Source organism: Stenotrophomonas sp. YJH_SMC_4, from assembly GCF_059371575.1.
Genome location: NZ_JCAFUR010000005.1, coordinates 26,699 through 51,921, shown reverse-complemented (window position 1 = coordinate 51,921; position 25,223 = coordinate 26,699). Strand labels below are relative to the sequence as shown.

24 protein-coding genes and 2 pseudogenes are annotated in these 25,223 nt (G+C 67.8%); 7 read left to right on the top strand and 19 right to left on the bottom strand.

Annotated elements, in window-relative coordinates; translation table 11 throughout:
• Positions 1–24: 24 nt before the first annotated feature.
• From glmM to trpB, 5 genes are all read right to left on the bottom strand, one after another.
• Positions 25–1,386 (bottom strand): phosphoglucosamine mutase, encoded by a 1,362-nt coding sequence (gene glmM, locus AC5P9F_RS09980; protein ID WP_227843512.1) that lies wholly within the window; start codon positions 1,384–1,386, stop codon positions 25–27.
• Positions 1,386–2,261 carry an acetyl-CoA carboxylase, carboxyltransferase subunit beta gene (accD, locus tag AC5P9F_RS09975; protein WP_005410473.1) on the bottom strand — a complete coding sequence of 292 codons (876 nt, stop codon included), beginning with the start codon at positions 2,259–2,261 and terminating at the stop codon, positions 1,386–1,388. Before accD ends, glmM begins: the two co-directional genes overlap by 1 nt.
• A gap of 260 nt (positions 2,262–2,521) precedes the next feature.
• Positions 2,522–3,331 carry a tryptophan synthase subunit alpha gene (gene trpA, locus AC5P9F_RS09970; protein ID WP_024958316.1) on the bottom strand — a complete coding sequence of 270 codons (810 nt, stop codon included), beginning with the start codon at positions 3,329–3,331 and terminating at the stop codon, positions 2,522–2,524.
• A 1-nt stretch (position 3,332) separates the two neighbouring features.
• Complete coding sequence (locus tag AC5P9F_RS09965) at positions 3,333–4,013, bottom strand: hypothetical protein (protein ID WP_024958315.1); 681 nt, start codon at positions 4,011–4,013, stop codon at positions 3,333–3,335.
• Positions 4,010–5,227 (bottom strand): tryptophan synthase subunit beta, encoded by a 1,218-nt coding sequence (gene trpB, locus AC5P9F_RS09960; protein WP_005414084.1) that lies wholly within the window; start codon positions 5,225–5,227, stop codon positions 4,010–4,012. The genes AC5P9F_RS09965 and trpB overlap by 4 nt, the downstream gene beginning before the upstream one ends.
• A gap of 96 nt (positions 5,228–5,323) precedes the next feature.
• On the opposite strand from trpB, the gene AC5P9F_RS09955 reads away from it, so the two are divergent.
• Positions 5,324–6,211, top strand: coding sequence for a LysR family transcriptional regulator (locus AC5P9F_RS09955; RefSeq protein ID WP_043035579.1), 888 nt, complete (start codon positions 5,324–5,326; stop codon positions 6,209–6,211).
• Positions 6,212–6,258: 47 nt separating this feature from the next.
• Here the strand turns inward: AC5P9F_RS09955 and AC5P9F_RS09950 are convergent.
• The 10 genes and pseudogenes from AC5P9F_RS09950 to prmB form a co-directional block, all read right to left on the bottom strand.
• A pseudogene (locus tag AC5P9F_RS09950) lies at positions 6,259–6,468 on the bottom strand (peptidoglycan-binding protein); the annotation flags it as partial.
• Positions 6,469–6,472: 4 nt separating this feature from the next.
• Positions 6,473–7,163: pseudogene (locus AC5P9F_RS09945) on the bottom strand (hypothetical protein).
• A gap of 281 nt (positions 7,164–7,444) precedes the next feature.
• Positions 7,445–8,101: a phosphoribosylanthranilate isomerase gene (locus AC5P9F_RS09940; protein ID WP_005410480.1), complete on the bottom strand. Its 657-nt coding sequence runs from the start codon at positions 8,099–8,101 to the stop codon at positions 7,445–7,447.
• On the bottom strand, positions 8,098–8,868 hold the full coding sequence (gene truA / locus AC5P9F_RS09935) for a tRNA pseudouridine(38-40) synthase TruA (RefSeq protein ID WP_005410481.1): 771 nt from the start codon (positions 8,866–8,868) through the stop codon (positions 8,098–8,100). Before truA ends, AC5P9F_RS09940 begins: the two co-directional genes overlap by 4 nt.
• 32 nt (positions 8,869–8,900) lie before the next feature.
• Entirely contained in the window at positions 8,901–9,263 is a 363-nt protein-coding gene (locus AC5P9F_RS09930; RefSeq protein WP_099484889.1) for a VOC family protein, read from the bottom strand.
• A 26-nt stretch (positions 9,264–9,289) separates the two neighbouring features.
• Entirely contained in the window at positions 9,290–11,350 is a 2,061-nt protein-coding gene (locus tag AC5P9F_RS09925) for a FimV/HubP family polar landmark protein (protein WP_099484890.1), read from the bottom strand.
• A gap of 150 nt (positions 11,351–11,500) precedes the next feature.
• Positions 11,501–12,529, bottom strand: a complete 1,029-nt coding sequence (locus AC5P9F_RS09920) for an aspartate-semialdehyde dehydrogenase (RefSeq protein WP_005410484.1) — start codon at positions 12,527–12,529, stop codon at positions 11,501–11,503.
• 91 nt (positions 12,530–12,620) lie between these two features.
• Positions 12,621–13,658: a 2-hydroxyacid dehydrogenase gene (locus tag AC5P9F_RS09915; protein ID WP_099484891.1), complete on the bottom strand. Its 1,038-nt coding sequence runs from the start codon at positions 13,656–13,658 to the stop codon at positions 12,621–12,623.
• The gene (gene aroC / locus AC5P9F_RS09910) at positions 13,651–14,754 is read right to left on the bottom strand and encodes a chorismate synthase (protein ID WP_005410486.1); all 1,104 of its coding nucleotides are present in this window, start codon (positions 14,752–14,754) and stop codon (positions 13,651–13,653) included. Before aroC ends, AC5P9F_RS09915 begins: the two co-directional genes overlap by 8 nt.
• A complete protein-coding gene (prmB, locus tag AC5P9F_RS09905; protein ID WP_005410487.1) occupies positions 14,751–15,680 on the bottom strand; it encodes a 50S ribosomal protein L3 N(5)-glutamine methyltransferase in 930 nt (309 codons plus the stop codon). Before prmB ends, aroC begins: the two co-directional genes overlap by 4 nt.
• A 123-nt stretch (positions 15,681–15,803) precedes the next feature.
• Here prmB and AC5P9F_RS09900 point away from each other — a divergent pair, with 123 nt between their 5' ends.
• Together AC5P9F_RS09900 and asd are read left to right on the top strand one after the other, a co-directional pair.
• Entirely contained in the window at positions 15,804–16,454 is a 651-nt protein-coding gene (locus AC5P9F_RS09900) for an SCO family protein (protein ID WP_005410488.1), read from the top strand.
• Entirely contained in the window at positions 16,451–17,293 is an 843-nt protein-coding gene (gene asd / locus AC5P9F_RS09895; protein WP_005410489.1) for an archaetidylserine decarboxylase, read from the top strand. The genes AC5P9F_RS09900 and asd overlap by 4 nt, the downstream gene beginning before the upstream one ends.
• A gap of 91 nt (positions 17,294–17,384) precedes the next feature.
• On the opposite strand, the gene AC5P9F_RS09890 is transcribed toward asd, so the two are convergent.
• Positions 17,385–17,732, bottom strand: a complete 348-nt coding sequence (locus AC5P9F_RS09890; protein WP_005410490.1) for a ribonuclease E inhibitor RraB — start codon at positions 17,730–17,732, stop codon at positions 17,385–17,387.
• Positions 17,733–17,754: 22 nt separating this feature from the next.
• A complete protein-coding gene (locus tag AC5P9F_RS09885; protein ID WP_043034818.1) occupies positions 17,755–19,359 on the bottom strand; it encodes a transglycosylase SLT domain-containing protein in 1,605 nt (534 codons plus the stop codon).
• 122 nt (positions 19,360–19,481) lie between these two features.
• Between AC5P9F_RS09885 and AC5P9F_RS09880 the strand changes: the two genes are divergently transcribed.
• Positions 19,482–20,987 carry a helicase HerA-like domain-containing protein gene (locus tag AC5P9F_RS09880; RefSeq protein WP_012480897.1) on the top strand — a complete coding sequence of 502 codons (1,506 nt, stop codon included), beginning with the start codon at positions 19,482–19,484 and terminating at the stop codon, positions 20,985–20,987.
• A 79-nt stretch (positions 20,988–21,066) separates the two neighbouring features.
• On the top strand, positions 21,067–21,573 hold the full coding sequence (greB, locus tag AC5P9F_RS09875) for a transcription elongation factor GreB (RefSeq protein WP_043034817.1): 507 nt from the start codon (positions 21,067–21,069) through the stop codon (positions 21,571–21,573).
• Positions 21,574–21,730: 157 nt separating this feature from the next.
• On the opposite strand, the gene AC5P9F_RS09870 is transcribed toward greB, so the two are convergent.
• Entirely contained in the window at positions 21,731–22,567 is an 837-nt protein-coding gene (locus tag AC5P9F_RS09870; RefSeq protein WP_099484893.1) for a DUF3025 domain-containing protein, read from the bottom strand.
• A complete protein-coding gene (rimO, locus tag AC5P9F_RS09865) occupies positions 22,564–23,925 on the bottom strand; it encodes a 30S ribosomal protein S12 methylthiotransferase RimO (RefSeq protein ID WP_076739738.1) in 1,362 nt (453 codons plus the stop codon). The genes AC5P9F_RS09870 and rimO overlap by 4 nt, the downstream gene beginning before the upstream one ends.
• A 204-nt stretch (positions 23,926–24,129) precedes the next feature.
• Here rimO and AC5P9F_RS09860 point away from each other — a divergent pair, with 204 nt between their 5' ends.
• Positions 24,130–24,801 (top strand): dienelactone hydrolase family protein, encoded by a 672-nt coding sequence (locus AC5P9F_RS09860; RefSeq protein ID WP_274850229.1) that lies wholly within the window; start codon positions 24,130–24,132, stop codon positions 24,799–24,801.
• Positions 24,798–25,220 carry an HIT domain-containing protein gene (locus AC5P9F_RS09855; RefSeq protein WP_005410497.1) on the top strand — a complete coding sequence of 141 codons (423 nt, stop codon included), beginning with the start codon at positions 24,798–24,800 and terminating at the stop codon, positions 25,218–25,220. The genes AC5P9F_RS09860 and AC5P9F_RS09855 overlap by 4 nt, the downstream gene beginning before the upstream one ends.
• Positions 25,221–25,223 lie beyond the last annotated feature (3 nt).

Genomic DNA, 25,223 nt, shown 5'->3' with positions numbered 1-25,223 from the left:
CAACACGCGGGATTGCCACGCTGTTCAGGCAGCGGCTTCGCGCACCGCAGCGGACAAGCGATCGAGTGTCTCCTGCATCAGCGTGGCGTCATCGGCTTCGACGGTAACCCGCACCACCGGCTCGGTACCCGACGGGCGCAGGAACGCGCGACCGCGGCCGGCCACCGACTGCTGCGCGGCCGCCAGCGCGGCCTGCACACTGGCGGCCTGCACCGTGGCCTTGGCCGAGGCATTGCCCAACCGCACGTTGACCGTTTTCTGCGGCACCCGCTCCAAACCCTTCAGCGCCTGGCGCAGGGTCTGGCCGCCGTTGCGCAGTGCCACCAGTACCTGCAGGGCACTGACAATACCGTCGCCGGTGGTCGCCCGGTCCAGGCACAGCAGGTGGCCCGAGGCCTCACCGCCAAGCACGCCCCCGCCTTCGACCAGCGCCTGGTGCACGTATCGATCACCAACGTTGCTGCGCACGAACGGGATCTGCAGATCGGCGAAAGCTCTTTCCACGCCGTAGTTGCTCATCAGCGTGCCGACCACCGGGCCGCGCAGGCGGCCTTCGTCCTTCCAGGCGCGGGCCAGGATGTACAGCAGGTCGTCACCGTCGACCGGGTTGCCCTGGTCGTCGGCCATCAGCACACGGTCGCCATCACCATCGAAGGCGATGCCGAGATCGGCACGGGTCTCGCGGACCTTGGCCGCCAGGTTGTCGATATGGGTGGAGCCCACGCCTGCGTTGATGTTGACGCCATTGGGCTCGGCGCCGATGCCGATCACTTCGGCACCCAGTTCGCGGAACAGCAGCGGTGCGATCTGGTAGGTGGCACCGTGCGCGCAATCCAGCACCAGGCGCACGCCACGCAGGTCGAACGCGCGCGGCACGCTGGCCTTGCAGAACTCGATGTAGCGGCCGACCGCTTCGCGCGCGCGCGACGCCTTGCCCAGCTTCTCCGATTCGGCGGTGGTGAACGGAACGTCCAGCGCCGCTTCCAGGGCCAGCTCGGTGGCGTCGTCGAGCTTCTCGCCCTGGGCGGAGAAGAACTTGATGCCGTTGTCGTAATGCGGGTTGTGCGAAGCGCTGATGACGATGCCGGCGTCCACGCCCAGCGTGCGGGTCAGGAACGCCACCGCCGGGGTCGGCATCGGCCCCAGCAGCTGCACGTCGGCGCCGGCAGCGACCAGGCCGGCTTCCAGCGCCGCTTCGAACATGTAGCCGGAAATGCGGGTGTCCTTGCCGATCACCACGATCGGCCGGCGCCCGTCCTGGCCGCGCTGGGCGACCAGGACACGGCCCAGGGCGTTGCCCAGGCGCAGCACGAAGTCGGCCGAGATCACGCCTTGGCCGACCCGCCCACGGATGCCGTCAGTTCCGAAGTACTTGCGGGCACCCATCAAGCCACCTCCGGCGCCGGCTGGCGACCCAGCATTGCCAGCAGATCGGACAGACGGTCGCGCATCTCGCGACGGTCACAGATCTGGTCGATGGCACCGTGCTCCAGCAGGAACTCCGAACGCTGGAAGCCTTCCGGCAGCTTCTCGCGCACGGTCTGCTCGATCACGCGCGGACCCGCAAAGCCGATCAGTGCCTGCGGCTCGGCGATATTGATGTCGCCCAGCATCGCGAACGAGGCCGACACGCCACCGGTGGTCGGGTGGGTCAGCACCGAGATGTACGGCAGGCCCGCTTCACGCAGCTTGCCCAGTGCGGCCGAGGTCTTGGCCATCTGCATCAGCGAGAACAGGCCTTCCTGCATGCGCGCGCCGCCACTCTGCGAGAAGCACACGTAGGGGGCACCGATTTCGACTGCGGTTTCGGCGGCCAGCGCGAAACGCTCACCCACCACCGAGCCCATCGAGCCGCCCATGAAGGCGAAGTCGAACGACGAGGCCACCAGTGCACGGCCCTTGAGCAGACCGCGCATGGCGATCAGCGCGTCGTACTCACCCGTGTTCTTCTGCGCGATCTTGATGCGCTCGCTGTACTTCTTCTGGTCCTTGAACTTGAGCAGGTCGGTCGGCCCCAGGCGCGCACCGATCTCGGTGGTGCTGTCGGCGTCGAACAGGGCGGCCAGGCGCGCACGCGCGCGGATCGCCATGTGGTGGCCGCACTTCGGGCAGACCTCCAGGTTCTCTTCCAGTTCCGGACGGTACAACGCGCTGCCGCAGTTGCTGCACTTTTCCCACAGGCCCTCGGGGACACTGCGCTTCTTGCTGGGGGTGTTGTCGGTGCGGATGCCGGACGGCATCAACTTGCTGAGCCAACTCATGCGGGAGGACACTTCCGTTCAGGGCGGCCCGAGGGCCGCAAAGGCGGACAGTCTAGCTCCGCTTTCCCCGCCCGTGCACCCCCTTGCCGGCCGCGGGGCCGCCGGAAAAAACCATGCTGGGACGTACGTTTAGGTGCTGGGTCATGCCGGCCGCTGGCCGGCAGCCCCTTACGTGCAGACCCATGGGTAGTGCCGGCCGCTGGCCGGCAGCATTTGCATGTGGCCGTCAGGAAGATGCCGGCCGGCGGCCGGCACGACCGTTACGCGTCCAGCGCCTGCCGCAGCGGGGCCAGGAAAGCTCCAGCGCGCTGCGCGGCCTCTTCAGCCGAGCCCGCTTCGGCCAGCACCGCCACCAGTGCACTGCCAACCACCACGCCATCGGCCTGGCGCGCCATCGCCGCAGCACTGGCGGCATCCTTGATGCCGAAGCCAGCAACCACCGGCACTGAAGCGCGCGCGCGCAGGGCCTGCAGACGGGCACTGGCGGCATCGCTGTCCAGGCGCTCGGACGCACCGGTGACACCGGCAAAGCTGACGTAATAGAGATAGCCACGGGCCAGCGCCAGCAATTTGTCGGCCCGCGCTTCGCTGGTGGTGGGTGATGCCAGCAGGACCAGTGCCAGGCCGGCTGCATCGAAGGCCTGCTGCGCTTCACCCGCTTCTTCCGGCGGCAGGTCGACCAGCAGTACGCCGTCCACGCCTGCGTCGACGGCGGCCTTGGCGAAGGCCGCGTAGCCATGGATCTCCACCGGGTTGAGGTAGCCCATCAGCACCACCGGGGTCTGCGCGTCGCGCTCGCGGAACTGCGCCACGGCCTGCAGGACGTAGCGGCTGCCAGCCCCCCGTGCCAGCGCGCGCTCGGAGCTGCGCTGGATGGTCGGGCCATCGGCCATCGGGTCGGAGAACGGCACGCCCAGCTCGATCACATCGGCACCGGCATCGACCAGCGCGTGCATGACCGGCACCGTGGCCTCCAGCGAGGGATCACCGGCGGTGACGAAGGGGATAAGTGCCTTGCGCTGCTGCTCGCGCAGGCGCTGGAAACAGGCATCGAGTCGGGATACGGGCATCTCAGGCACATCCTTCAATCAGTTCAATCGCATCGCTGGTCCCCCAGTACATCCGGGTGACCTTCCCTTCATAGAGTTCCAGGCGGATGCCCAGGTCCGAGCCCGGGTCCTGCCAGGTGAGGTACTCGCCCTGGTCGCCGTCATAGGCATGCGGACTGGACACCGGCGGATTCGGAAACTGCGCCATGGCCTGTGCGCGGGTCATGCCGACGCGCAGGCCAAACGGACCGGGCTGCTCAACCGGCAGCTCCGGGTCGTCACCCGGCTTCAGATCGAAACGCACCACGCGCTCGTCATCGGTCATCATCGACACGCCGGCCGGCAGCGCCTTGCCATCGTAGTACTCGCAGTCGCCTTCGAAGAACTCCTTCGCGCCCTGCGCTTTCCAGGGACCCAGGGCCTTCAGGTCACTCATGTGCTGGCCGACCAGCACCTCGCCGGCATGATCCAGCGCCACCGAGGCCACTGCAGGCACGTCGTCGCTGTCCGCGCCTTGCGCAGACGGTGGATCGACGATCGGCGTACGCGCCATCGGGTCGAGGTCATCGTTGGCGGCCGGCTGCTGGGCCGGCTGCGTGGTGGCCTTGGCGGCCGGCGCCAGTACCGGTGGCTCCGGCGGCTGGCACGCGGCCAGCCCAAGCGCCAGCAGCAGCACGCCGCTGTTCCGCAGCCGCGCGCTCACAGCACCAGCCCTTCGCGCGCAGCGATGGTGTGCACGTCCTTGTCGCCACGGCCGGATAGATTGCACAGCACGATCTGGTCACGCGGTCGCTCACGCGCCAGCTTGATCGCCTGTGCCAGCGCATGGCTGGACTCCAGTGCCGGCAGGATGCCCTCGGTATGCGCCAGCAGGTGGAAGGCCTGCAGCGCTTCCTCGTCGGTGATGCCCAGATAGCGTGCGCGACCGGTATCGGCCAGGAACGCGTGCTCCGGGCCGACGCCCGGATAATCCAGGCCGGCTGATACCGAGTGGGTCTCGATGATCTGGCCGTCGTCGTCGCACAGCACATAGGTGCGGTTGCCGTGCAGCACACCCGGGCGACCGGCAGCGATCGACGCGGCGTGACGGCCGGTGTTGATGCCATCACCGGCGGCTTCGGCGCCGACGATCTCGACCTGGCGGTCGTTGAGGAAGGCATGGAACAGGCCGATGGCATTGCTGCCGCCGCCCACGCAGGCGGTGATCGCATCGGGCAGGCGGCCGTACTCGGCCAGCATCTGCTCGCGCGCCTCACGGCCGACGATGGCATTGAAGTCACGAACCATGCGCGGATACGGATCCGGGCCGGCCACGGTGCCGATGATGTAGAAGGTGTCCTGCACGTTGGTCACCCAGTCGCGCATGGCTTCGTTAAGTGCGTCCTTCAGGGTGGCCGAGCCGGAAGTGACCGGCACCACCGTCGCGCCCAGCAGCTTCATGCGGTAAACATTGATCTTCTGCCGCTCGATGTCGGTGGCGCCCATGTACACCACGCATTCCAGGCCCAGCCGCGCGGCAACCGTGGCACTGGCCACGCCATGCTGGCCGGCACCGGTCTCGGCAATGATGCGCGTCTTGCCCATCCGCGCGGCCAGCAAGGCCTGGCCGATGGTGTTGTTGATCTTGTGCGCGCCGGTGTGGTTCAGGTCCTCGCGCTTGAGCAGGATCTGCGCGCCACCGACGTGATCGCTCAGGCGCTGGGCGTGATAGATCGGGCTCGGCCGGCCCACGTAGTGCGCCAGGTCGCGGTCATAGGCCAGCTGGAATGCGGGATCCTGGCGCGCCTGGTCATAGGCCTGGGCCAGTTCCTGCAGCGGGCCGACCAGGGTTTCGGCAACGAAACTGCCGCCATAGCGGCCGAAGTGGCCCTGGGCATCCGGGAAGGCGTGATAGTCGGCAATGGGGGAGGCAGACATGGATACGACCGGTGGTTCAGACAGGTGGATACTCTAGCGCACAGGTCATGACCGGAAAATGGATATTATCTGGCGCATATCGTCAGGAAATCTCACATGAGCCGTTCCCTGCTGCCTCCCCTCAATGCGCTGCGCGCGTTCGAAGCGACGGCCCGCCTTGGCGGCGTTGGGCGCGCCGCGCAGGACCTGCACGTCACCCACGGCGCGGTCAGCCGGCAGTTGAAGCTGCTGGAGGATCACCTTGGCCTGGCGTTGTTCCAGCGGGCCGGCCGTGGCCTGCGCCTGACCGCTGCGGGCACGCGGCTGCAGGCAGCATGCAGCGAGGCCTTCAGCGGTATCGAAGACTGCGTGCGCGAACTGCGGCGGCCGACGGCAGCCCCGGCGCTGGTACTGGGCTGCAGTGGCAGCGTGCTGGCGCGCTGGATGATTCCACGACTGCCAGCATTGCAGGCTGCCCTGCCCGGCGTGCGCCTGCAGTGGTCGGCACTGGATGGCAGTTTCACCGAAGCGCAGGCGGCGCTGGACGCGGTGCTGCTGCTGGCGCAGGGCCCGTGGCCACGAGGCTGGCAGGTACGCGAGCTGGCGCCGGAACGGGTCGGCGTGGTGGTGGCGCCATCGCATCCGGCCGCGCAGCGCCTGCGGCATGCACCGCCGTCGGCGCTGCTGCAGGAGACGCTGCTGCACACCAGCTCACGGCCGCAGGCATGGCCGGCATGGGCACAGGCGCACGATCTGGAGGTGTCGAAGCTGCAGCTGGGCACCGCCTTCGAGCACCTGTACTACCTGCTGGAAGCCGCGGTGGCCGGGCTGGGCCCGGCAATCGCACCGGAACCGCTGGTGGCCGAAGACCTGGCCGCAGGCCGGCTGGTCGCACCGTGGGGATTTACCGCCACCGGCGGCTTCTGGGTGCTGGCGCGGCCGGATGGCCCGGCCGATGCACGGGTGGACGCCCTGGCCGACTGGGCAGCAGCACAGCTGCGATGAGACAAGGCTCCGGGTGGCGTTCGCTCCCGAAGCCGGCAACACAAGCCTCAGCGACCGCCCATCGCGACCCGCTGCTGCTCCTCATGCACCTGCTGCTGATGCGGCGGATCTGCCAGCAGCTTGGCACTGGTCTGCTCCAGCGGCGGTGGCGCCTGAGCCAGATCGATGGCGGTGCGGAAGCCCGGCGTCGTGCCCATCACGAACGCCTTGCCATCCTGCACCGTGATGCTCTGCAGCTTGTCGGCCGCATCGATACCGTAATTACATTCCGTTGGAAAACACGTCGAGCACGTCCGCACTGACCCAGCCCTGCGCGCAGTTCCCGGCGTAACGTCCCGGCGCCGCCACATGGCAGGCCTCGCCCCCCCGTGTTCGCCAGGCCAGTGATCGGCCTGTCGCCATAGGTGTCACACAACGTGTTGCCCTTGCACTTGCCGACCGTTGCTGCGGGAACCGCCACGACGTAATAGAACAGCGGATTCTGTCCGGTACGCCCGATGCCCTGCACGCAGACCAGCTGCCCCTTCGACAGCTTTGTGGTCACGCTGGCCTTGCTGCCGGCAGATGGCATCGCATTCAACGTCTCCACACCCTTGGCGTCGGCTACGCCCGCGAAGAAGCCCTGGTCACCACAGTCCGGCGACAGTTCGACATCGTAGAAATCACCGCTGTCCACATCGCCGGCCGTGCAGCCGCTGCCCGTACTGGCGTTGCTGCATTTCACGCCACTGGCCTGGATCAGCGCCGCCAGGCCGTCGGCAGCCGGTGCTGCCGCCGGAACCGTGGCCGGTGCTGTGGCGGGTGCGCCTGCCGGTGTGGCAGCGGCCGGTGCCGATGCAGTCGGGGCGGACGAGTCACCGGCCGCACACGCGCCCAATGCAAGCAGCAGGCCGGGCATGATCGTCAGGCGGGCCAGGCGGATACGATGGGACGAGAGATGGGGCATATCCATTGCGTCCTCGTTCGAAAGCCAAGGCGTATCTCAGGGGTGCGGCCAGCGACACGCACACCACATCGCACCCAGCCAGGTCAGGCTGGGCCCATGGTGTCCGATCAGATGCTCGGGGGGTGTCGACTTCCTGGCGCTGGATCCTGAATTACCCGAAAGTGGGATGCTCACCGCATTCAGTAGACGTCCGCCTTCATGGCACGGCACGCGACAGGCAAGAACACAGACCCGGCGGAATGCACCGTCGGCGATGACGTTCCGGGTGCGCCCTCAGGGGGCGCGGATCACTCCAGGACCGTGCAGTCCGCGCGGCGCACTTCCTCGACGAAGGTGCGCATCCTGTAACCGTCCTTGATGCCCGGCTCCAGTTCGATGCCGCTGGACACGTCCACGCCCCAGGGAAGCGTGGCCAGCACAGCGTCGTAGACGTTTTCCGGGTTCAGCCCACCGGCCAGCAGGAACGGCCGGTGCAGGCCGGTCGGGATACGGCCCCAGTCGAAGGCCACGCCGGTACCGCCGCCGCCGCCGGGAGCGTGGCTGTCGAACAGGAACCCCGCCGCGCTCGGGTAACGCAGCTGCAACGTGCGCGCATTGACCTCTTCCCGCCCCCCCATGGCGATCGCCTTCAGGTAGGGCATGTTGAAGCTGCGGCAGAAGCTCTCGTCTTCCTCGCCGTGGAACTGCAGCAGGGTTGGCCGCACCGTGCGCAGCACCTCGCGCACCTCTTCCTTGCTGTTGTTGCGGAACAGGGCCACCACATCGACCATCGGCGCGATCGCCTGGCGCATCGCGCGTGCTTCGGCAGGAGCAACCCGGCGGCTGCTCTCGCGGGCAAAGATGAAACCCACTGCGTCCACGCCCAGCTCACCGGCCAGGCGGACATCGCCGGCACGGGTCATGCCACAGAACTTGATGCGCGTGCGGTAGTAGGAGCGGCTCATAGCGTGACCTCGGCGGGCAGATGCCAGTTGTCGGGGTACAGGGGCCCAAGGAACACCAGGCCCTGCGGCGGTGCGGTGGGACCGGCTACGGTGCGATCGCGCCCGGCCAGCAGTTCGGCGATCCATTCCACCGGTTTTTCACCGCTGCCCACCAGGATCAACGATCCGACGATATTGCGGACCATGTGATGAAGGAATGCATTGCCCTGCACGGCCACTTCAATCACTTCGCCCTGGCGGCTGACCTGCAGTGATTGCAGCTCACGCCGCGCATGCAGCGCCTGGCACTGCACGGAGCGGAACGCGCTGAAGTCATTTTCGCCGATCAGGGCCTGGCCGGCGGCGTGCATCAGCGTCTCGTCCAGCGCCCGGCGCTCCCAGCTGAGGGTCTGCCGGTCCAGCGCCGGCCGCACCTCGCGGTTGAGCAGGCGGTAGCGGTAGCGGCGCGCGCGTGCCGAGAAGCGGGCGTGGAAATCGTCGGCCACCGGCACGCACCAGCGCACCGCGATCGAGCGCGGCAGGCGGGTGGTGGTGCCCAGCATCCAGGCGCGCGGATCGCGCACCACGTCGGTATCGAAATGGACGACCTGGCACTGGCCATGCACGCCGGCATCGGTGCGGCCGGCGCAGACCACCTGCAGCGGCGAATCGGCAACCGACGACAGGGCCTGCTCAAGGCTGGCCTGCACGCTGGGACCGCCCTCGCCCAGGTTCTGCCAGCCCCTGAAATCGCTGCCGTCGTATTCGACGCCAAGCGCGTAACGCATGTGCTACCTCGATATTGCGTATGGGGCGGCGCTCAGGCCGGATCGCGTTCGGACCAGACCGCCAGTTCGTTGCCACCGGGCTCGACGAACTGGAAGCGGCTGCCACCGGGGAAGGAAAACACCGGGCGCACGATCTCACCGCCGGCGTCGCGCACGGCGGCCTCGACCGGTGCCAGTGCGTCGGCATACAGCACCAGCAGCGGTGCGCCGCTGTCGCTGGCCCGCTGCGGCTGGCCGCGGAAGAAGCCGCCCTGCAGGCGGCCATCGTCGAACGCCGTGTAGTCGCTGCCGTAATCGACGAACGACCAGCCGAACACCTTCTCGAAGAAGGCGCGGCTTGCGGCCAGGTCGCTGGAAGCGAATTCAACGTAGTCGATGCGACGCTCGCGGCTCATGGCAGGGTCCTTGTCGGCAGGTTCGGTCACGGCAGGCGGGCCAGCAGTTCGCGGGCCTGGGCCTGGCTGTGCAGGTCACCGCCTTCGGCGACTTCCAGCAACAGGGTGCGCGCAGTCTGCGCGTCGCCCAGATCGAGGTAGGCAATGGCCAGTTCCAGGCGCTCCTGGCCGGCACGCGGCGACCAGCCCGCGTCGCCGGCGGGCGCGGCCGCGCTCGGCGCGATATCGTCGGAATGAGGGGCCTCGACGCTGCCATGGTCGATGCTGTCGATGGCTTCCGGACGTACGGTATCCGCCGGAGCCTCGTTCTCATGCGCGTCAGCCGGCAGATCGAACACTCCGCGGAACTGCGGCTGCTGTTCGGCATGCAGTGCGTAGTCCGGCACCGCCACTTCGGCCGGCGCCTGCGGTACAACGCGTTCGTCCTGCAGCGGCTCGGCGACGACAACCTCGTCGCCGGTGGTTGCGGAATCGTCCCAGCGCGGCAGATCGGTCACCGCTTCGGGCAATGCCACCGCGTCCTCGTCGCGCAGTGTCTCGGCCTGCCATTCGGCCCGCACCGCGTGCTCGGCAACGGGTTCGGCGACCACCACGTCGTGCACTTCGGTTTCGGTCGCCCAGGCAGGCATCGCCGGTTCCTGGCGGCCATTGTCGGCAACAGCCGACGACCACGAGGACTGCTCGGCCAGCGTATCCAGCGCCGCACCTGCCGGCACCGCTGCGGCCAGGCCGGCGGCATCGTCTTCCTCACGCAGCGGCGGCAGCGGCGACGGCTTGCGACGACGCAGCAGCCAGGCCGCGCCCGCCGCCAACAGCAGCACCGGCAGCCCCAGCCAGTACCACGGCGTTGCCGCATCACGGGAACCCGGCGCCTGTGCCAGGCGCTGCTGCGCGGCAGCCAGGTCGTTGTCCTTCATCGCGATCAACGACTGCTGCTGCTCCTTCAGCTTCTCCAGATCAGCCACGCGCTGCTTCAGTTCACCGATCTCGGCATCGCGGGTGGCGATGTCCTCACGCGCCTGTCGCAGTTGTTCGTTGCCCAGCATGTCACCCTCGCTGCCGGCAGCGGTGCCGGTGGTTGTGCCCGCGTGCGCGGCGTCGGACGCCAGCGCCGGAGCGATCTCAAGTCGTGCCCCGTTGGCGGCAGCCGGGGAAGAAGCGTTCGCGGTTGCCGCCCTGGCGGCCGGCGCGACCGCACCCGCCGGTTGCGGCACGGTGCGCGCCTGCCGCCATTGCGCGGCGTGCTCGCGCACCAGCGCGGCGGCCTCGGCGGCATCGACAGCGGCAAGCGCATCGCTGCCCGGCATGCGCAGCACCGCGCCCTGCTTGAGCAGATTGACGTTGCCACGGATGAAGGCTTCGGGATTGGCGCGCAGCAGGGCGATCATCGCGCGGTCGCGGCTGACCTGGTTGCCACGCGCCACCGCGCTGGCGATCTGCGACAGGGTCTGACCGCGCTGCACGGTGACGCTGCCATCGGCCGCCGGTGCAGCGACCGGCGCGGAGGCCGCACGCGGGCGTGCCGGTGCAGGCGCCACCACAGGTGGCGGCGTAGTGGGCGCCTCTGCCGCTGGCACCGTTGCCGAAGCCGGTGCAGGTTCGCGCACGATGGTATTGGAGAGCGTGCCTGCCGGCGCGACGATCTCCGGCTCGGCCACGGCCAGCGCGCTGGACGGCGCGTCGACCAGCGCGGAGTACTCGCGCACCAGGCGGCCCTGGCCCCAGTCAGCTTCGATCAGGAAGCTCAGCGATGGCGTCTCCACCGGGGCCTGCGAGGTGACGCGCACCACCGCCCTGCCCTGCGCATTGCGGGTCAGCTCGAACTGCAGCTCGCTGACCAGCCCGGTCGGCCGTTGCAGGCCGACGCGTTCGAAGGTGACCGGCGAGGCCAGCGCCACGCGCAGGTTTTCCAGTTCGGACGGGTCCGCCGACACCACCGGGATTTCGGCCAGCAATGGCTGCCCCGGCTTGGACAGGACACGGATGTCTCCCAGGCCCAATGCGAGTGCCGAACTGCTGGCCAGGGCCAGCAGCGCGGTGGAAAGATAGAGGAGCGGGCGCTTTGCGCCCCTGGCCCGTTTATTCATGGGCGACACTATAAAGCGTGCGGACCGGGGTCCGCACCCACCGGAAAGACCCTTGAGGTAGTGCCGGCCGCTGGCCGGCATGCACTCCGGCACAAGGATCACGGCAATGCCGGCCAGCGGCCGGCACTACCGGTGAGGCAACCGCTGTGATCAGCGCTGCTCGGCGGCGACCAGCTCGGCCAGCTGCACGGCATTCAACGCCGCGCCCTTGCGCACGTTGTCCGACACGATCCACAGGTTCAGGCCGCGCGGGTGCGAGAGGTCCTCGCGGATGCGGCCGACGTACACCGCGTCCGTGCCCGAGGCGTGGGTGACCGGGGTTGGGTAACCACCGGCTTCGTGACGATCCACCACTTCGATGCCCGGCGACTGCTCCAGCAGCGCGCGCGCTTCGGCGACGGTGACCTTGTCGCGGGTCTCGATCGCCACCGACTCGGAGTGGCCGTAGAACACCGGCACGCGCACCGCAGTCGGGTTCACCAGGATGCTGTCGTCGCCGAGGATCTTGCGGGTTTCCCAGATCAGCTTCATTTCTTCCTTGGTGAAGCCATTGTCCTGGAAGTCGTCGATGTGCGGGATCAGGTTGAAGGCGATCTGCACCGGGAAGCGCTGCGGATCGATTTCCTGGAAGCTCAGCAGCTGGCCGGTCTGCTTGCCCAGTTCCTCGGTAGCCGAACGGCCGCCGCCGGACACCGACTGGTAGGTGGAGACGTTGATACGCTCGATGCCGTACTTGCGGTGCAGTGGCGCCAGCGCCACCAGCATCTGCATGGTCGAGCAGTTCGGGTTGGCGATGATGCCGCGCGGACGGTTGGCCACCTGTTCCGGATTGACCTCGGACACCACCAGCGGCACGTCATCGTCGTAACGGAAGGCCGAAGAGTTGTCGATCACCACCGCACCGGCAGCGGCGAACTTCGGTGCGTATTCCTTGGACACGCTGCCACCGGCCGAGAACAGCGCGATCTCGACACCGCTCGGATCAAAGGTGGCCAGGTCCTGCACCTTGACCTTCTGGCCGTTGAATTCGATCTCGCCGCCGGCCGAACGCTCGGAAGCCAGGACGCTCAGGGTACCGACCGGGAAACCACGCTCGGCCAGGATCGACAACATGGTCTCGCCGACCGCACCGGTGGCACCGACGACGGCAACGTGGAAACTGCGCTGTGCATTGCTCATGGGGGAACTCTCACGAAAACGGGAATGGGGAAGAAACACGCACGACAGCTGGGTTCGGGGAACCTCCTCAAGCGGGGCGCGCGGAGGTTCCCTATCGTTTCCCGGTTTTTTTGCCCAGCGTCACGCGCGCGGCCATCGCCGCATCAGCGTTGATCGCGCTCGGCATGCGCGACGGGCCGCCGTCCAGGCCGAGCCCGGCAACCAGATTATCCACGGCCAGCTGTACCATCGCCGTGCGCGTGGCCAGCGAGGCGCTGCCGATGTGCGGCGTGAGCACGACATTGCGCAGCGCCAGCAGTTCGGGGCGCACCGCCGGCTCACCCTCGTAGACATCCAGGCCGGCAGCGGCCAGACGGCCTCGGGCAACCGCGTCGGCCAACGCCAGTTCGTCGACGATGCCGCCGCGGGCGATGTTCACCAGGGTGGCTGAGGGCCTCATCTTCGCCAGCGCAGCCGCATCGATGATGTGATGCGAGGCCGGCGTGTAGGGCAGCACGGTGACCAGGTGGTCGGACTGCGCCAGCAGCGTGTCCAGGTCCACGTAGGTCGCGCCGAGCGCAGCCTCGGTCTCGGCCGGAAGGCGCGAACGGTTGTGGTACAGCACCTTCATGCCGAAACCATGCGCGCCGCGGCGGGCGATGCCCTGGCCGATGCGGCCCATGCCGAGGATGCCCAGCGTGCTGCCATGGATGTCTGCGCCAAGCATGGTCTGGAACGACCATTGCTGCCACTGGCCTTCGCGCAGCCAGCGCTCGGATTCGGTGATCCGGCGCGCGGTCGCCATCAACAGGGCGAAACCGAGATCGGCGGTGGTTTCGGTCAGGACGTCCGGCGTGTTGCTGGCGAGGATGCCGGCTGCGCTGAGCGCATCGACATCCAGGTTGTTGTAGCCGACGCCGACATTGGCGATCACCTGCAGCTGCGCGGCGTCGGCCACCTGGGCCGCACCGATGCGCTCGTTGAGGGTGATGATCGCGCCGTCGACGCCGGCCAGCTGTTCGGCGATCTGGTCGGGCGACCAGGCGGTGACCGCATCGGTGCTGCGCAGCTGCACGCGATCGCGCAGCGGCGCGATGGCCGCGTCGATCAGCGGCTGGCTCACCCACACGGTCGGCCGCGTGTCAGCCATCGATCTGCCCGGGAATGCGCGGGGTGATCGTGCCGACATCGCCGCACTGCGCGCGATGGCGCAGCGCCTGGTCCATCAGCACCATCGCCACCATCGCCTCGGCGATCGGGGTGGCGCGGATGCCGACGCAGGGATCGTGGCGACCGGTGGTGACCACCTCGACCACGTTGCCGGCGGTGTCCAGCGACGGGCCCGGCAGGCGCAGGCTGGAGGTCGGCTTCAGGGCGATCGAGGCGACCACCGGCTGGCCGGTGGAGATGCCACCGAGGATGCCGCCGGCGTGATTGCTGGCGAAGCCCTGCGGGGTCAGCAGGTCACGGTGTTCGGTGCCCTTCTGTGCGGCGCTGGCGAAACCGTCACCGATCTCAACGCCCTTCACCGCGTTGATGCTCATCAGCGCGGCGGCCAGTTCGCCATCGAGCTTGCCGTAGATCGGCTCGCCCCAGCCCGGCGGCACGTTGTCGGCGACCACGTCCACGCGCGCGCCGACCGAATCACCGGACTTGCGCAGCGCATCCATGTACGCCTCCAGCTCGGGCACCTGCGCGGCATGCGGCCAGAAGAACGGATTGTCTTCCACCGCCGACCAGTCGAAACCAGCCGGAGTGATGTCGCCCAGCTGCGACAGGTAACCGCGCACGGTGACGCCGAAGCGTTCGGCCAGCCACTTCTTGGCGACCACGCCGGCGGCCACGCGCATGGTGGTCTCGCGCGCCGAGGAACGACCGCCACCGCGCGGGTCACGGATGCCGTACTTGTGCCAGTAGCTGTAGTCGGCATGACCTGGCCGGAACTGCTGGCCGATGTTCGCGTAATCCTTGCTGCGCTGGTCGGTGTTGCGGATCAGCAGCGCGATCGGGGTGCCGGTGGTCAGGCCCTCGTACACGCCGGACAGGATCTCGACCTCATCGGCCTCGCGGCGGGCCGAGGTGTGCCGGCTCTTGCCGGTCGCGCGACGCTGCAGGTCATGGGCGAATTCGGCCGCGTCCAGCGCCAGCCCCGGCGGGCAGCCATCGATCACGCAGCCGATGGCCGGCCCGTGCGACTCACCGAACGTGGTGACGGTGAACAGCTTGCCGAACGAATTGGAGCTCACGGGCGCTGCGCCGCCAGTTCGGTGATGCGCGCGCTGTGGGCGATCAGCTCGCGGCACTCGACCGCGAAGATGCCCATCTGGCCGACCTTGAACTCGATCCAGGCGAAGTCGACTTCCGGCAGCAGCTTGATCAGGTGCTGCTCGGATTCGCCCACTTCGCAGATCAGCAGGCCGTCCTCGCTCAGGTGCAGCGGGGCGTCGCGCAGGATCTTCAGCACCAGGTCCAGGCCGTCGTCGCCGGCACGCAGGCCCATTTCCGGCTCGTAGGAGTATTCCTGCGGCAGGGCATCGGTTTCGTCGTTGGTGACGTACGGCGGATTGGTGACGATCAGGTCGTAGTGGCGGCCGGTCAGGCCGTTGAACAGGTCCGACTTGAGCAGGGTGACGTTGTGCGCCTGCAGGCGCTCCTTGTTTTCTTCGGCCAGCGACAGTGCATCGTCGCTCAGGTCGACGCCGTCCACTTCCCAGTTCGGGTAGTAGTGGCCCATGGCAATGGCGATGCAGCCCGAACCGGTGCACAGGTCCAACGCACGGCTGACATCGCGGCCGGCCAGCCACGGCTCGAAGCCGCATTCGATCAGTTCGGCGATCGGCGAGCGCGGCACCAGGGCGCGCTTGTCGCTCTTGAAGCTCAGGCCAGCGAACCAGGCCTCACCGGTCAGGTAGGCGGCCGGGATGCGTTCGTCGATGCGACGCTGGAACAGCTCCAGCACGCGCAGCTTCTCGGCCTGCAGCAGGCGCGCCTGGCCATAGGCCGGGCCGAGGTCATGCGGCAGGTGCAGGCTGTGCAGCACCAGCTGGGTGGCCTCGTCCAGCGCGTTGTCGTAGCTGTGCCCGAAGGTCAGTCCGGCTTCGTTGAAACGGCTGGTGCCGTAGCGGATCAGATCGATGATCGTGTGGAGTTCGGCGGCCGTTTCAGCGGTCATGGCGGTACTGCGGGCAAAGTGGCCCCCGATTATAGGGGCTGGCGCCCGTGGCGGCATCCGTTGCGGCGGAAACGATTCGGGCCACAGCCGGTATGATGGGGCCCACTTCGCGCGGGAGCCCCCATGTTCAATCGCAACGCCGGCATCATCCTGCTGATCGCCCTGGCGGCGGGTCTCGGCCTGCTGGCCGCCCAGCAGCTGTTCGCGCCGAAGCCGCCGGCCAATGCCCCGGCCACCGAAGCGATCACGCTGTACCCGCAGCCGCGCGAACTGCCCGACTTCAACCTGGCCCAGTCCGACGGCACCCGCCTGATCCCGGGCGAACTGAAGGGCCACTGGACCCTGGTATTCCTGGGCTTCACCTTCTGCCCGGACGTCTGCCCGACCACCCTGGCCGAGCTGGCCGGCGCGCAGAACCAGTGGGAAGCCCTGCCCGACAGCCTGCGCCCACGCGTGCTGTTCATCTCGGTCGACCCCGACCGCGACAGCGCCACCCGCCTCGGCGAGTACGTGCACGGTTTCCACAAGGACACCCTGGCCGCCACCGCTGACGTTCCCTCGCTGGAGCGCTTCGCCACCTCGTTGGGCTTCGTGTTCCAGAAGGTGCCGGGCAAGCATTTCGACGAGAACCCCGAGGATTACACCGTCGAGCATTCGGCCAGCCTGGCCGTGCTCGACCCGCAGGGCCGACTTGCCGGCCTGGTACGCCCCCCGTTCAACGCGCCGGCCATTGCCCGCGACCTGCAGAAGCTGACCGAGAAAACCGCCCCATGAGCCTCACCACCGCCCTGACGTACGCCCTGCCACACCGCCTGCTGTCCTCGATGGCGCGTTCGCTGGCGTACTCGGACGATCCGCGCGTATCGCGCTGGCTGATCGACACGGTCACCCGCAAGTTCAACGTCAACCTGGACGAAGCGGCCAACCCGGACCCGCGCAGCTATGCGACCTTCAACCAGTTCTTCACCCGTGCGCTGAAGCCGGGTGCGCGCGTGGCTGACGCCGATCCGCGCAGCCTGGTGATGCCGGCCGACGGCCGCATCAGCCAGCTGGGGAAGATCGAGGCCGGCCGCATCTTCCAGGCCAAGGGCCAGTCATTCACCGCTGCCGAACTGCTGGGCAGTGACGAGGACGCCAAGCCATATAACGATGGCCTCTACGCCACGGTGTACCTGTCGCCGCGCGATTACCACCGCGTGCACATGCCGTGGACCGGAACCCTGCGTGAGACCGTGCACGTGCCGGGGCGCCTGTTCAGCGTTGGTCCGGCGGCAGTGAACGGCGTACCGCGCCTGTTCGCCCGCAACGAGCGCCTGGTCTGCCACTTCGACACCAGCTTCGGGCCGATGGTCAGCGTGATGGTCGGTGCGCTGCTGGTGTCCGGGGTGGAAACCGTGTGGAGCGGCGAAGAGATTCCGCACTATGGCGACCGCATCACCCGCAAGGACTACCGCGGCCAGGGCATCAGGCTGGAGCGCTTTGCCGAGATGGCGCGCTTCAACTACGGCTCCACCGTGATCGTACTGCTGCCGCCGGGCGTGGCTGACTTCGCCCCGCAGCTGGGCGCTGAAAGCCCGGTGCAGCTGGGCCAGGCGCTGGCGAAGCTGCGCTGAGGCTTCGGTAGTGCCGGCCGCTGGCCGGCATCTCCGCTGATCCAACGCGTCGAGCATTGCCGGCCAGCGGCCGGCACTACCGGTACGCGCGTTACTGCAGGGACGGGGCCGGACCGACGTCCATGCCGTCGTAGTCTTCCACGCCCTTCTCCGCGGCCAGCGCTGCGAATTCCTGGTTGCGGCGGTCAAGCGAGGCTTCGTCGTGGATCTCCACGCGCTCCACATGCAGCACGTGGAACGGCGCGTCGCCCTCTTCCGGATCCTGTTCGAACAATTCCACGAAGGTGTAACCCTGCGCCTGCAGGTGCTGCGCCAGTGCCTGCAACGGCTCGGCAGTGGAGTGCACGAAGAAGTACCCCCACAGCAACGGGCCGGTGATGTCCCAGTCGGTGTTTTCGCGGAGGTTGGCGAACAGGTTGCGGGTGTCTTCGAGGTCCATGCGGATTCCAGGGTCGGGGGGATTACTTGTCGCAGCCCTGCAGCTTCAGCGTCTGGCCGTGGCGCAGGCTGTAGGCCGGGGCCTTCAGGCCATTGGCGCGGGCCAGGGTGGGCACGTCGCACTGGAACTTGGCCGCGATGGCGCCCAGGGTTTCACCCCGGCCCACCTTGTGGCTGCGCACCGGCTTCGGGCGCGCCGCCGGGCGCGGCGTGACCACCGGAGCAACCGGCGTGGTCGGCACGCTGGTGGACGCGGCCGCATCGGCCACCGGCACCACGCCGCCCACGGCCACGCTTCCGGTGTAGCTGGTCGCGGCCGGGCGCTTGATTGCTGCGTTCAGATCGGCGGTGATCAGCGTGCGGGCCAGGTCGGCACGCGGGCCACTGACGCAGTTGCGCTGGTACAGGCCGGCGATGCGGGTGGTGGCATTGATCAGCGTGCCGGCCGGGATCCAGCCATCGGCCTCATAGCGCGGGTTGAGGTTGCGCAGCGCGCGCATGTAGCCATCGCGGGTGCCGTGGCTGCCCAGGCAGATGGTCAGTTCGTAGATGGTGGTCGACTTGGCCAGGCGCAGCGTGGCCGGCTGCGCGCTGATCTTCGGGAACTCCACGCCGTACTGCTGCGGGTGCAGGAAGATCCAGGCCGCGGCGATCACCATCGGCACGTAGTCCTTGGTCTCGCCGGGGAACTGGTTGTAGACGCTGTCGGTCCAGAAGCTCTGCCCGGCGCTCTGCTTGAACACGCGCGCGGCGCGGCCTTCGCCACCATTGTAGGCGGCCACCGACATTTCCACGTTGTTGTTCAGTTCGCGCAGGCGTTCGTTGAGGTAGCTGGCGCTGGCTTCGGCGGCGCTGCGCGCGTCAAAGCGGGTGTCGAAGCCGGTGCCGTCCGGGCCGAGGCCGAAGCGGCGGCCGGTGGCCGGCATGAACTGCATCAGGCCCGCCGCGCCGGCGCGCGAGGAGGCATGCACGCGGCCGTTGGATTCCTTGGCCATGATGCCGAACAGCAGCGCTTCGGGCAGGCCACGCTTCTCCCACTCCGGCCACATCACCGCACGCAGGTTCTGGTAGTTCTCGTAGCTGGTCAGCAACGCCGGGCGCATGTCGGTCAGCCAGCGGCGGATGCCGGCCTGCACCGCCGGGTTGTATTCGACCATGCTGTCGAAGGCGTGCCGCTTGTCGTTCAGCAGCGCGGCAGCGCGCGCGGCCTCCGGTACGTCGGCGGTAAGCGGGCCGATGTGGTCGGGGTCGGCTTCCAGGCGATCACCGCCCTCGTCGGCCACGTCATCGCTGGCGGCCGCGTCGGCGTCGTGCTTGAGCAGGCGCTTGTAGCTGGCCAGCAGGGTGCCCATCTGGCAGCCCTTCTGCTTCACGCAGTCGTTGAGGACATCTTCCATGTCCTCCAGCGCGGCGTCGGCTTCGTTGCTGCCCTTGGGGTCGGCATTGGCGACCAGCAGCAGCGCATCGCTGTAACGCTTCTCGGCGACGGTCATGCGCTGCTGCAGCGCATCCACCTTCACCTTGTCCCGGGCCGAAACCCGCTGCGCATGGGCGTCGGGCGCCAGGGAAACCAGGCCGGCCAGGGCCAGCAGCGGCCAACCGCGGGAAATCAGGACAGGAACGGGCATTGATGGCACTGTGTGCGAAACAGGCAGGCAGAGTAGCGGCGCCGCCAAGGTCCGGGCAAGCCGACCTTCGGACCGTCACCGCCGGCGGTTAACATTGGGCTATTCACCACAAGGGCTGGACCATGGATCCGATTCTGCTCGGCAAAGGCATCACCGACGATGTGGCCGTCACCCTGCTGCCGAAACTCGGCAACCGCCACGGCCTGGTGGCCGGCGCCACCGGTACCGGCAAGACCGTGACCCTGATGACCCTGGCCGAGGGCTTCTCGCGGCTGGGCGTGCCGGTGTTCCTGGCCGATGTGAAGGGCGATGTGTCCGGCCTGGCGGTGCCCGGCACCGGCGCCGAGAACCTGCTCAAGCGCGCCGCCGAGATCGGCGTGGCCGACTACGCACCGGCCGCCAGCCCGACCATTTTCTGGGACCTGTACGGCAAGCTGGGTCACCCGGTGCGCACCACGGTCAGCGAGATGGGCCCGACCCTGCTGGCGCGCATCCTCGAGTTGAACGACACCCAGTCCGGCGTGCTCGACATCGTGTTCAAGCTGGCCGACGACCGTGGCCTGCTGCTGCTGGACATGGATGACCTGCGCGCGCTGCTCGGCCTGGTGGCCGAGGAGCGCAAGGACATCTCCACCGAGTACGGCCTGGTCAGCGCGCAGTCCATCGCTGCGATCCAGCGGTCGGTGCTGCGCCTGGCGCAGGATGGCGGCGAGAACTTCTTCGGTGAGCCGGCCCTGGAACTGGCCGACATCATGCGGGTCAATCACGACGGCCGCGGCATGATCGGCATCCTTGCCGCCGACCAGCTGGTGCTCAAGCCGAAGCTGTATTCCACCTTCCTGTTGTGGCTGCTGTCGGAGCTGTTCGAGCAGCTGCCGGAGGTGGGCGACCTGGACAAGCCGAAGCTGGTCTTCATCTTCGACGAAGCGCACCTGCTGTTCGACGATGCACCGCCGTCGCTGGTGCAGCGCATCGAGCAGGTGGTGCGCCTGATCCGCTCCAAGGGCGTGGGCGTGTACTTCTGCTCGCAGTTCCCTGATGACGTGCCGGGCAACATCCTCGGCCAGCTCGGCAACCGCGTGCAGCATGCGCTGCGTGCATTCACCCCGCGCGACCAGAAGGCAGTGAAGACTGCTGCCGAGACCTTCGTGCCGAACCCGAAGCTGGACGTGGCCAAGGTGCTCAGCCAGCTCGGTACCGGCGAAGCGCTGGTGTCCACGCTGCAGGACAAGGGTGTGCCGATGCCGGTGCAGCAGACGATGATCGCGCCGCCGCGCTGCCGGATGGGGCCGATCACCGACGCCGAGCGTGCCCAGGTGCGTGCCGGCAGCCCGGTCGGCAGCCGCTACGACACCGCGATCAACCGCGAATCGGCCGCCGAACTGCTGGCCCAGCGTGCGCAGAAGACCGTCGAACAGGCGCAGGCACCGGCCGCGCGCAGCCGCGAGCAGGACGAAGCGCAGGAAGGCGGTTTCGGCCAAGCGATCAAGGACGCGATCTTCGGCACCAAGCGCCGCCAGGGCATGATCGAAACCATGGCCAAGCAGACCACGCGCACCGTCGGCACCAAGCTGGGCAACCAGATCGTGCGTGGCATCCTGGGTGGCATTTTCGGCGGCAAGCGCTGATCCGCCACTACTGGGGTCGGATCCCTTTCCTGCGGAAAGGATCCGACCCCATCGTCCCCCTGAAAAGAAATCGCACCACATGTCGCGTTGGCGTCCCCCTGCAGAAAAGAGTACCGCCCTGATCACCGCCTCCGGCCATGCCCGGCTGAAGGCCGAGCTGGATGACCTATGGCGTGTGCGCCGCCCCGAGGTGGTGAAGGCACTGGCCGCGGCCGCTGCGGAAGGCGACCGTTCGGAAAACGCCGAGTACACCTATCGCAAGAAGCAGCTGGGCGAGATCGACCGTCGTGTGCGCTACCTGACCAAGCGGTTGGAATCGCTACGCGTGGTTGATACCACGCCGACCGATCCGCTGGCGGTGTTCTTCGGCGCATGGGTGGAACTGGAGAACGTGGACAGCGGTGAGACCAGCCGCTATCGCATTGTCGGGCCGGATGAGACCGATGCTGGGCTGGGTTGGATCAGCATCGATTCCCCCCTGGCGCGTGCGCTGCTGAAGAAGCGGCTGGATGATGAATTTTCGGTGGAACTGCCCGGCGGCCAGTTCAACTTCGCGGTGATCAGCGTGGAATACGAACCGCTGTAGCGTCGACTGTCAGTCGACTACCGCGCCAAGCGCGGCACAAACCTCCGCAGCCGGACGGTGAACGCACCGCGCTCCTCATCGCGGTTGATGACTCGTCGAAGCCATCTGTCGGGCGTTCACGGCCTCGGAACGAAGAGCAGTCGACTGACAGTCGACTCTACATAGCCCTGTGCAACGGCGGCGGGTACTGGCGGCCGGCACGCAGCGGGCGGAAGTACGCGGCATCTGCATAGAAGGCGGCATCCTGTCCCTGGTGCCAGCCCGGGATTCCCGCCAGCGGCAGCGGACGCAACTGCAGGGGATCGGTCACTGCCCTGCCCTCGGCGATGGCCGCGGTCACTGCGTCAACGCAGGCATCATCGACTTCACCGTGCACCACCACGCACTTGCCGACCAGCAGGCGCCCCGGTAGCAGCGCCTGCTCCATCAACGCGTGCCCGAATATCGCAGCGATAGCGATGTCACCACTCTGCCAGCGCGCAGGCTCGAACAACGCCGGCCAATCATGCACGTCCCATGCGGCCAACACGTCCTCATCGCGCACACGCACGATCACACCGGTTTCGTCGAACTGGGTCAGCGCGGCCTGCGCGCGATTGCGCTGGCCCGGCGGCATGGATGCGATATGCCTGCACTGCTGCACATTGAGCACCTGCTTGAGCTGCGGGTAACGGGCCCACACCAGTGCATTGAACAGGTCATGCCAGTTGTCGGCGCGGGTGGCGATGCGCCCCTGTGCGATGCGGGCTTCGTAGTGCAGGCCGTCGGCCAGCAGCGCGGCATCCTGCTCGACCAGGTGCTTGCCGGGCAGCGTGAGGCGTGCCTCGAGCGCTGCAATGGACGGCCACTCAGGGCTGACCAGCAGGTCATGGACGTCGCGCAACCCGGCAAACACCGGGTGCGCGAACACCTGCGGATCGACCGCCGCACGCGGCGGCGGCACGAAGCGGCGGACACCGCTGCCGTCACCGGCGGCGGTCGTCGCCGCGGTCACAGCATCTTGAGATCGAATACCGGGCGGGTAGCGGCCGGCAGCGCATCACCGTACAGGTCGTGCTCATCGCTCTCGGTGATTTCCACGTCGACGAACTCACCCACGCGCAGCGGCACCTGGTCGGCGTTCTGGATATGCACCAGGCCGTCGATCTCCGGCGCATCGGCCTTGGAACGGGCCACGGCGATATCACCTTCGATGGCATCGACCAGGCACTGCTGCACGGTACCGATCTTGGCTTCCAGGCGCGCGGCGGAAATCTGCGCCTGCTTCTCCATGAAACGGGCCAGGCGTTCCTGCTTCACTTCTTCCGGCACCGCATCGGGCAGGTCGTTGGCGGTGGCACCTTCGACCGGTGAGTAGGCAAACGCACCGACGCGATCCAGCTGTGCCTCGTCCAGGAACGACAGCAGTTCTTCGAACTCGGCCTCGGTCTCGCCCGGGAAGCCGACGATGAAAGTCGAACGCACGGTGATGTCCGGCGCGATGCGGCGCCAGTTCTGCACACGCTCCAGGGTCTTCTCGACCGCACCCGGACGCTTCATCAGGCGCAGGATGCGCGGGCTGGCATGCTGGAACGGAATGTCCAGGTACGGCAGGATGCGGTTCTCGGCCATCAGCGGCACCACCTCGTCCACGTGCGGGTACGGGTAGACGTAGTGCATGCGAACCCACGCATCCAGCTCGGACAGACCTTCGCACAGTGCCTTCAGGCGGGTCTGGTAGGCCTTGTTGCGCCACATCTTCTCGGCGTACTTCACGTCCACGCCATAGGCCGAGGTGTCCTGCGACACCACCAGCAGCTCGCGCACGCCACCACGCACCAGGCGCTCGGCCTCACGCAGCACCTCGTCGACCGGGCGCGAGACCAGCTTGCCGCGCATCGACGGGATGATGCAGAAGCTGCACTTGTGGTTGCAGCCTTCGGAAATCTTCAGGTAGGCATAGTGGCGCGGGGTCAGCTTGATGCCGTAGTCAGGCACCAGGTCCACGAACGGATCGTGCTTGGGCGGCAGTGCTTCATGCACCGCTTCCATCACGCTGTGGTAGTCCTGCGGGCCGGACACCGCCAGCACGTTCGGATACGCCTCGCGGATCTGCTCCGGGCGCTTGCCCAGGCAGCCGGTGACGATGACCTTGCCGTTCTGGTTCATCGCCTCGCCAATCGCGTCCAGCGACTCGGTCACCGCCGAATCGATGAAGCCGCAGGTGTTGACCACCACCACATCGGCCGAATCGTAGGACGGGACGATGTCGTAACCTTCCGAGCGGAGCTGGGTGAGGATGCGCTCGGAATCGACAAGGGCCTTCGGGCAGCCAAGGCTGACGAAGCCGACTTTGGGGTTCAGCTGGGACATGGAATCGCGGGACTCTGGGGGCCTGGGCCCCTGCCGGCATGGCAGGGGGTCCTGGGGGCCGGGGCCTGAAAGGGCGCAAGTATACCGGGGTTGGCGGCCGGGCTCTGAATGGCCAGCCGCCCGATCGCGCACAGCCGCTGACACCGCGCTAACCCGCGCAGCACCGACAATGCAGTCCTGTCCCTGCAACGAGAGTAGATGACGATGGCCGAGTGGATCACCCTGGATACGCACCACGGCGCGGTACGGGCCTGGCAGGCACTCCCCGAGGGCACCGCGCGAGGCGGGCTGGTGGTGGTGCAGGAAATCTTCGGCGCCAACCCGCACATCCGCGGCGTGGCCGAACGCTTCGCCGCCGAGGGCTATGCGGTGCTGGCACCGTCGTTCTTTGACCTGGTCGATGGCCCCGATGCCGACTCGGATGCCCTGCCCTACGACGCCGACGGCGTGAAGCAGGGCTTGGAACGGGTCAGCGCGCTGGGCATGGAGAAGGCGCTGGAAGTGGTCCGCGCGGCGGCCACCCGGCTGGCCCCCTACGGCAAGGTCGGCACCGTCGGCTACTGCTGGGGCGGTACGGTAGCGATGCTGTCCGCAGTGCGCCTGGGCCTGCCCTCTGTCAGCTACTACGGCGCGCGCAACGTCCAGTTCCTCGATGAGACGCCGAAGGCGCCGGTGATCTTCCACTTCGGCGCCCAGGACCGCAGCATCCCGCCGGAAGCGGTCCAGGCCCATCGCGAGAAGCTGCCGCAGATGGCCACCTTCGTCTATCCGGCCGACCACGCCTTCAACCGGGAGGTCGGACATGCGTATGATCCAGACAGCGCCGCCCTGGCGCTGCAACGCACCCTGGACTTCTTCTCGGAGCATCTTGGATGAGCGAATTCGAACTCGATTCACGCCTGGCCACCGATAGCGTGCTGGTGGCCGAAGGACCGTTGTCGCAAGTGCGGCTGATGAACGACGAACGATTCCCGTGGCTGGTACTGGTACCGCGCCTGGCCGGGGTCACCGAGTGGATCGAGCTGGACGGCGAGCAGCAGGACAAGCTGCGCACCGAGCTCAACCGCGCCTGCAAGGCCCTGAAGGGCGCCGACGGGGTGGAGAAGATCAACATCGGCGCGTTGGGCAACATCGTGCGCCAGCTGCACTTCCACGTGATCGGCCGCCATGACGGTGATCCGGCCTGGCCGGGCCCGGTCTGGGGCAGCGGTCCCGCGCACCGCTACGAAGCGGCCGCACTGGACCAGCATGTCGCCTACTGGAAGGAACGGCTAGGATATCCGGCCCACACCTGAGCC

Bases quoted from the DNA above. Each gene is read 5' to 3' on its own strand.
- AC5P9F_RS09880 (WP_012480897.1), top strand. From the start codon at position 19,482: ATGGATCCGATTCTGCTCGGCAAAGGCATCACCGACGATGTGGCCGTC.
- AC5P9F_RS09860 (WP_274850229.1), top strand. From the start codon at position 24,130: ATGGCCGAGTGGATCACCCTGGATACGCACCACGGCGCGGTACGGGCC.
- trpB (WP_005414084.1), bottom strand. From the start codon at position 5,227: ATGTCTGCCTCCCCCATTGCCGACTATCACGCCTTCCCGGATGCCCAG.
- AC5P9F_RS09900 (WP_005410488.1), top strand. From the start codon at position 15,804: ATGTTCAATCGCAACGCCGGCATCATCCTGCTGATCGCCCTGGCGGCG.
- asd (WP_005410489.1), top strand. From the start codon at position 16,451: ATGAGCCTCACCACCGCCCTGACGTACGCCCTGCCACACCGCCTGCTG.
- AC5P9F_RS09940 (WP_005410480.1), bottom strand. From the start codon at position 8,101: ATGAGCCGCTCCTACTACCGCACGCGCATCAAGTTCTGTGGCATGACC.
- accD (WP_005410473.1), bottom strand. From the start codon at position 2,261: ATGAGTTGGCTCAGCAAGTTGATGCCGTCCGGCATCCGCACCGACAAC.
- trpA (WP_024958316.1), bottom strand. From the start codon at position 3,331: ATGCCCGTATCCCGACTCGATGCCTGTTTCCAGCGCCTGCGCGAGCAG.
- AC5P9F_RS09920 (WP_005410484.1), bottom strand. From the start codon at position 12,529: ATGAGCAATGCACAGCGCAGTTTCCACGTTGCCGTCGTCGGTGCCACC.
- AC5P9F_RS09890 (WP_005410490.1), bottom strand. From the start codon at position 17,732: ATGGACCTCGAAGACACCCGCAACCTGTTCGCCAACCTCCGCGAAAAC.
- glmM (WP_227843512.1), bottom strand. From the start codon at position 1,386: ATGGGTGCCCGCAAGTACTTCGGAACTGACGGCATCCGTGGGCGGGTC.
- AC5P9F_RS09885 (WP_043034818.1), bottom strand. From the start codon at position 19,359: ATGCCCGTTCCTGTCCTGATTTCCCGCGGTTGGCCGCTGCTGGCCCTG.
- AC5P9F_RS09855 (WP_005410497.1), top strand. From the start codon at position 24,798: ATGAGCGAATTCGAACTCGATTCACGCCTGGCCACCGATAGCGTGCTG.
- AC5P9F_RS09955 (WP_043035579.1), top strand. From the start codon at position 5,324: ATGAGCCGTTCCCTGCTGCCTCCCCTCAATGCGCTGCGCGCGTTCGAA.
- truA (WP_005410481.1), bottom strand. From the start codon at position 8,868: ATGCGTTACGCGCTTGGCGTCGAATACGACGGCAGCGATTTCAGGGGC.
- prmB (WP_005410487.1), bottom strand. From the start codon at position 15,680: ATGACCGCTGAAACGGCCGCCGAACTCCACACGATCATCGATCTGATC.
- AC5P9F_RS09930 (WP_099484889.1), bottom strand. From the start codon at position 9,263: ATGAGCCGCGAGCGTCGCATCGACTACGTTGAATTCGCTTCCAGCGAC.
- AC5P9F_RS09915 (WP_099484891.1), bottom strand. From the start codon at position 13,658: ATGGCTGACACGCGGCCGACCGTGTGGGTGAGCCAGCCGCTGATCGAC.
- greB (WP_043034817.1), top strand. From the start codon at position 21,067: ATGTCGCGTTGGCGTCCCCCTGCAGAAAAGAGTACCGCCCTGATCACC.
- rimO (WP_076739738.1), bottom strand. From the start codon at position 23,925: ATGTCCCAGCTGAACCCCAAAGTCGGCTTCGTCAGCCTTGGCTGCCCG.
- AC5P9F_RS09925 (WP_099484890.1), bottom strand. From the start codon at position 11,350: ATGAATAAACGGGCCAGGGGCGCAAAGCGCCCGCTCCTCTATCTTTCC.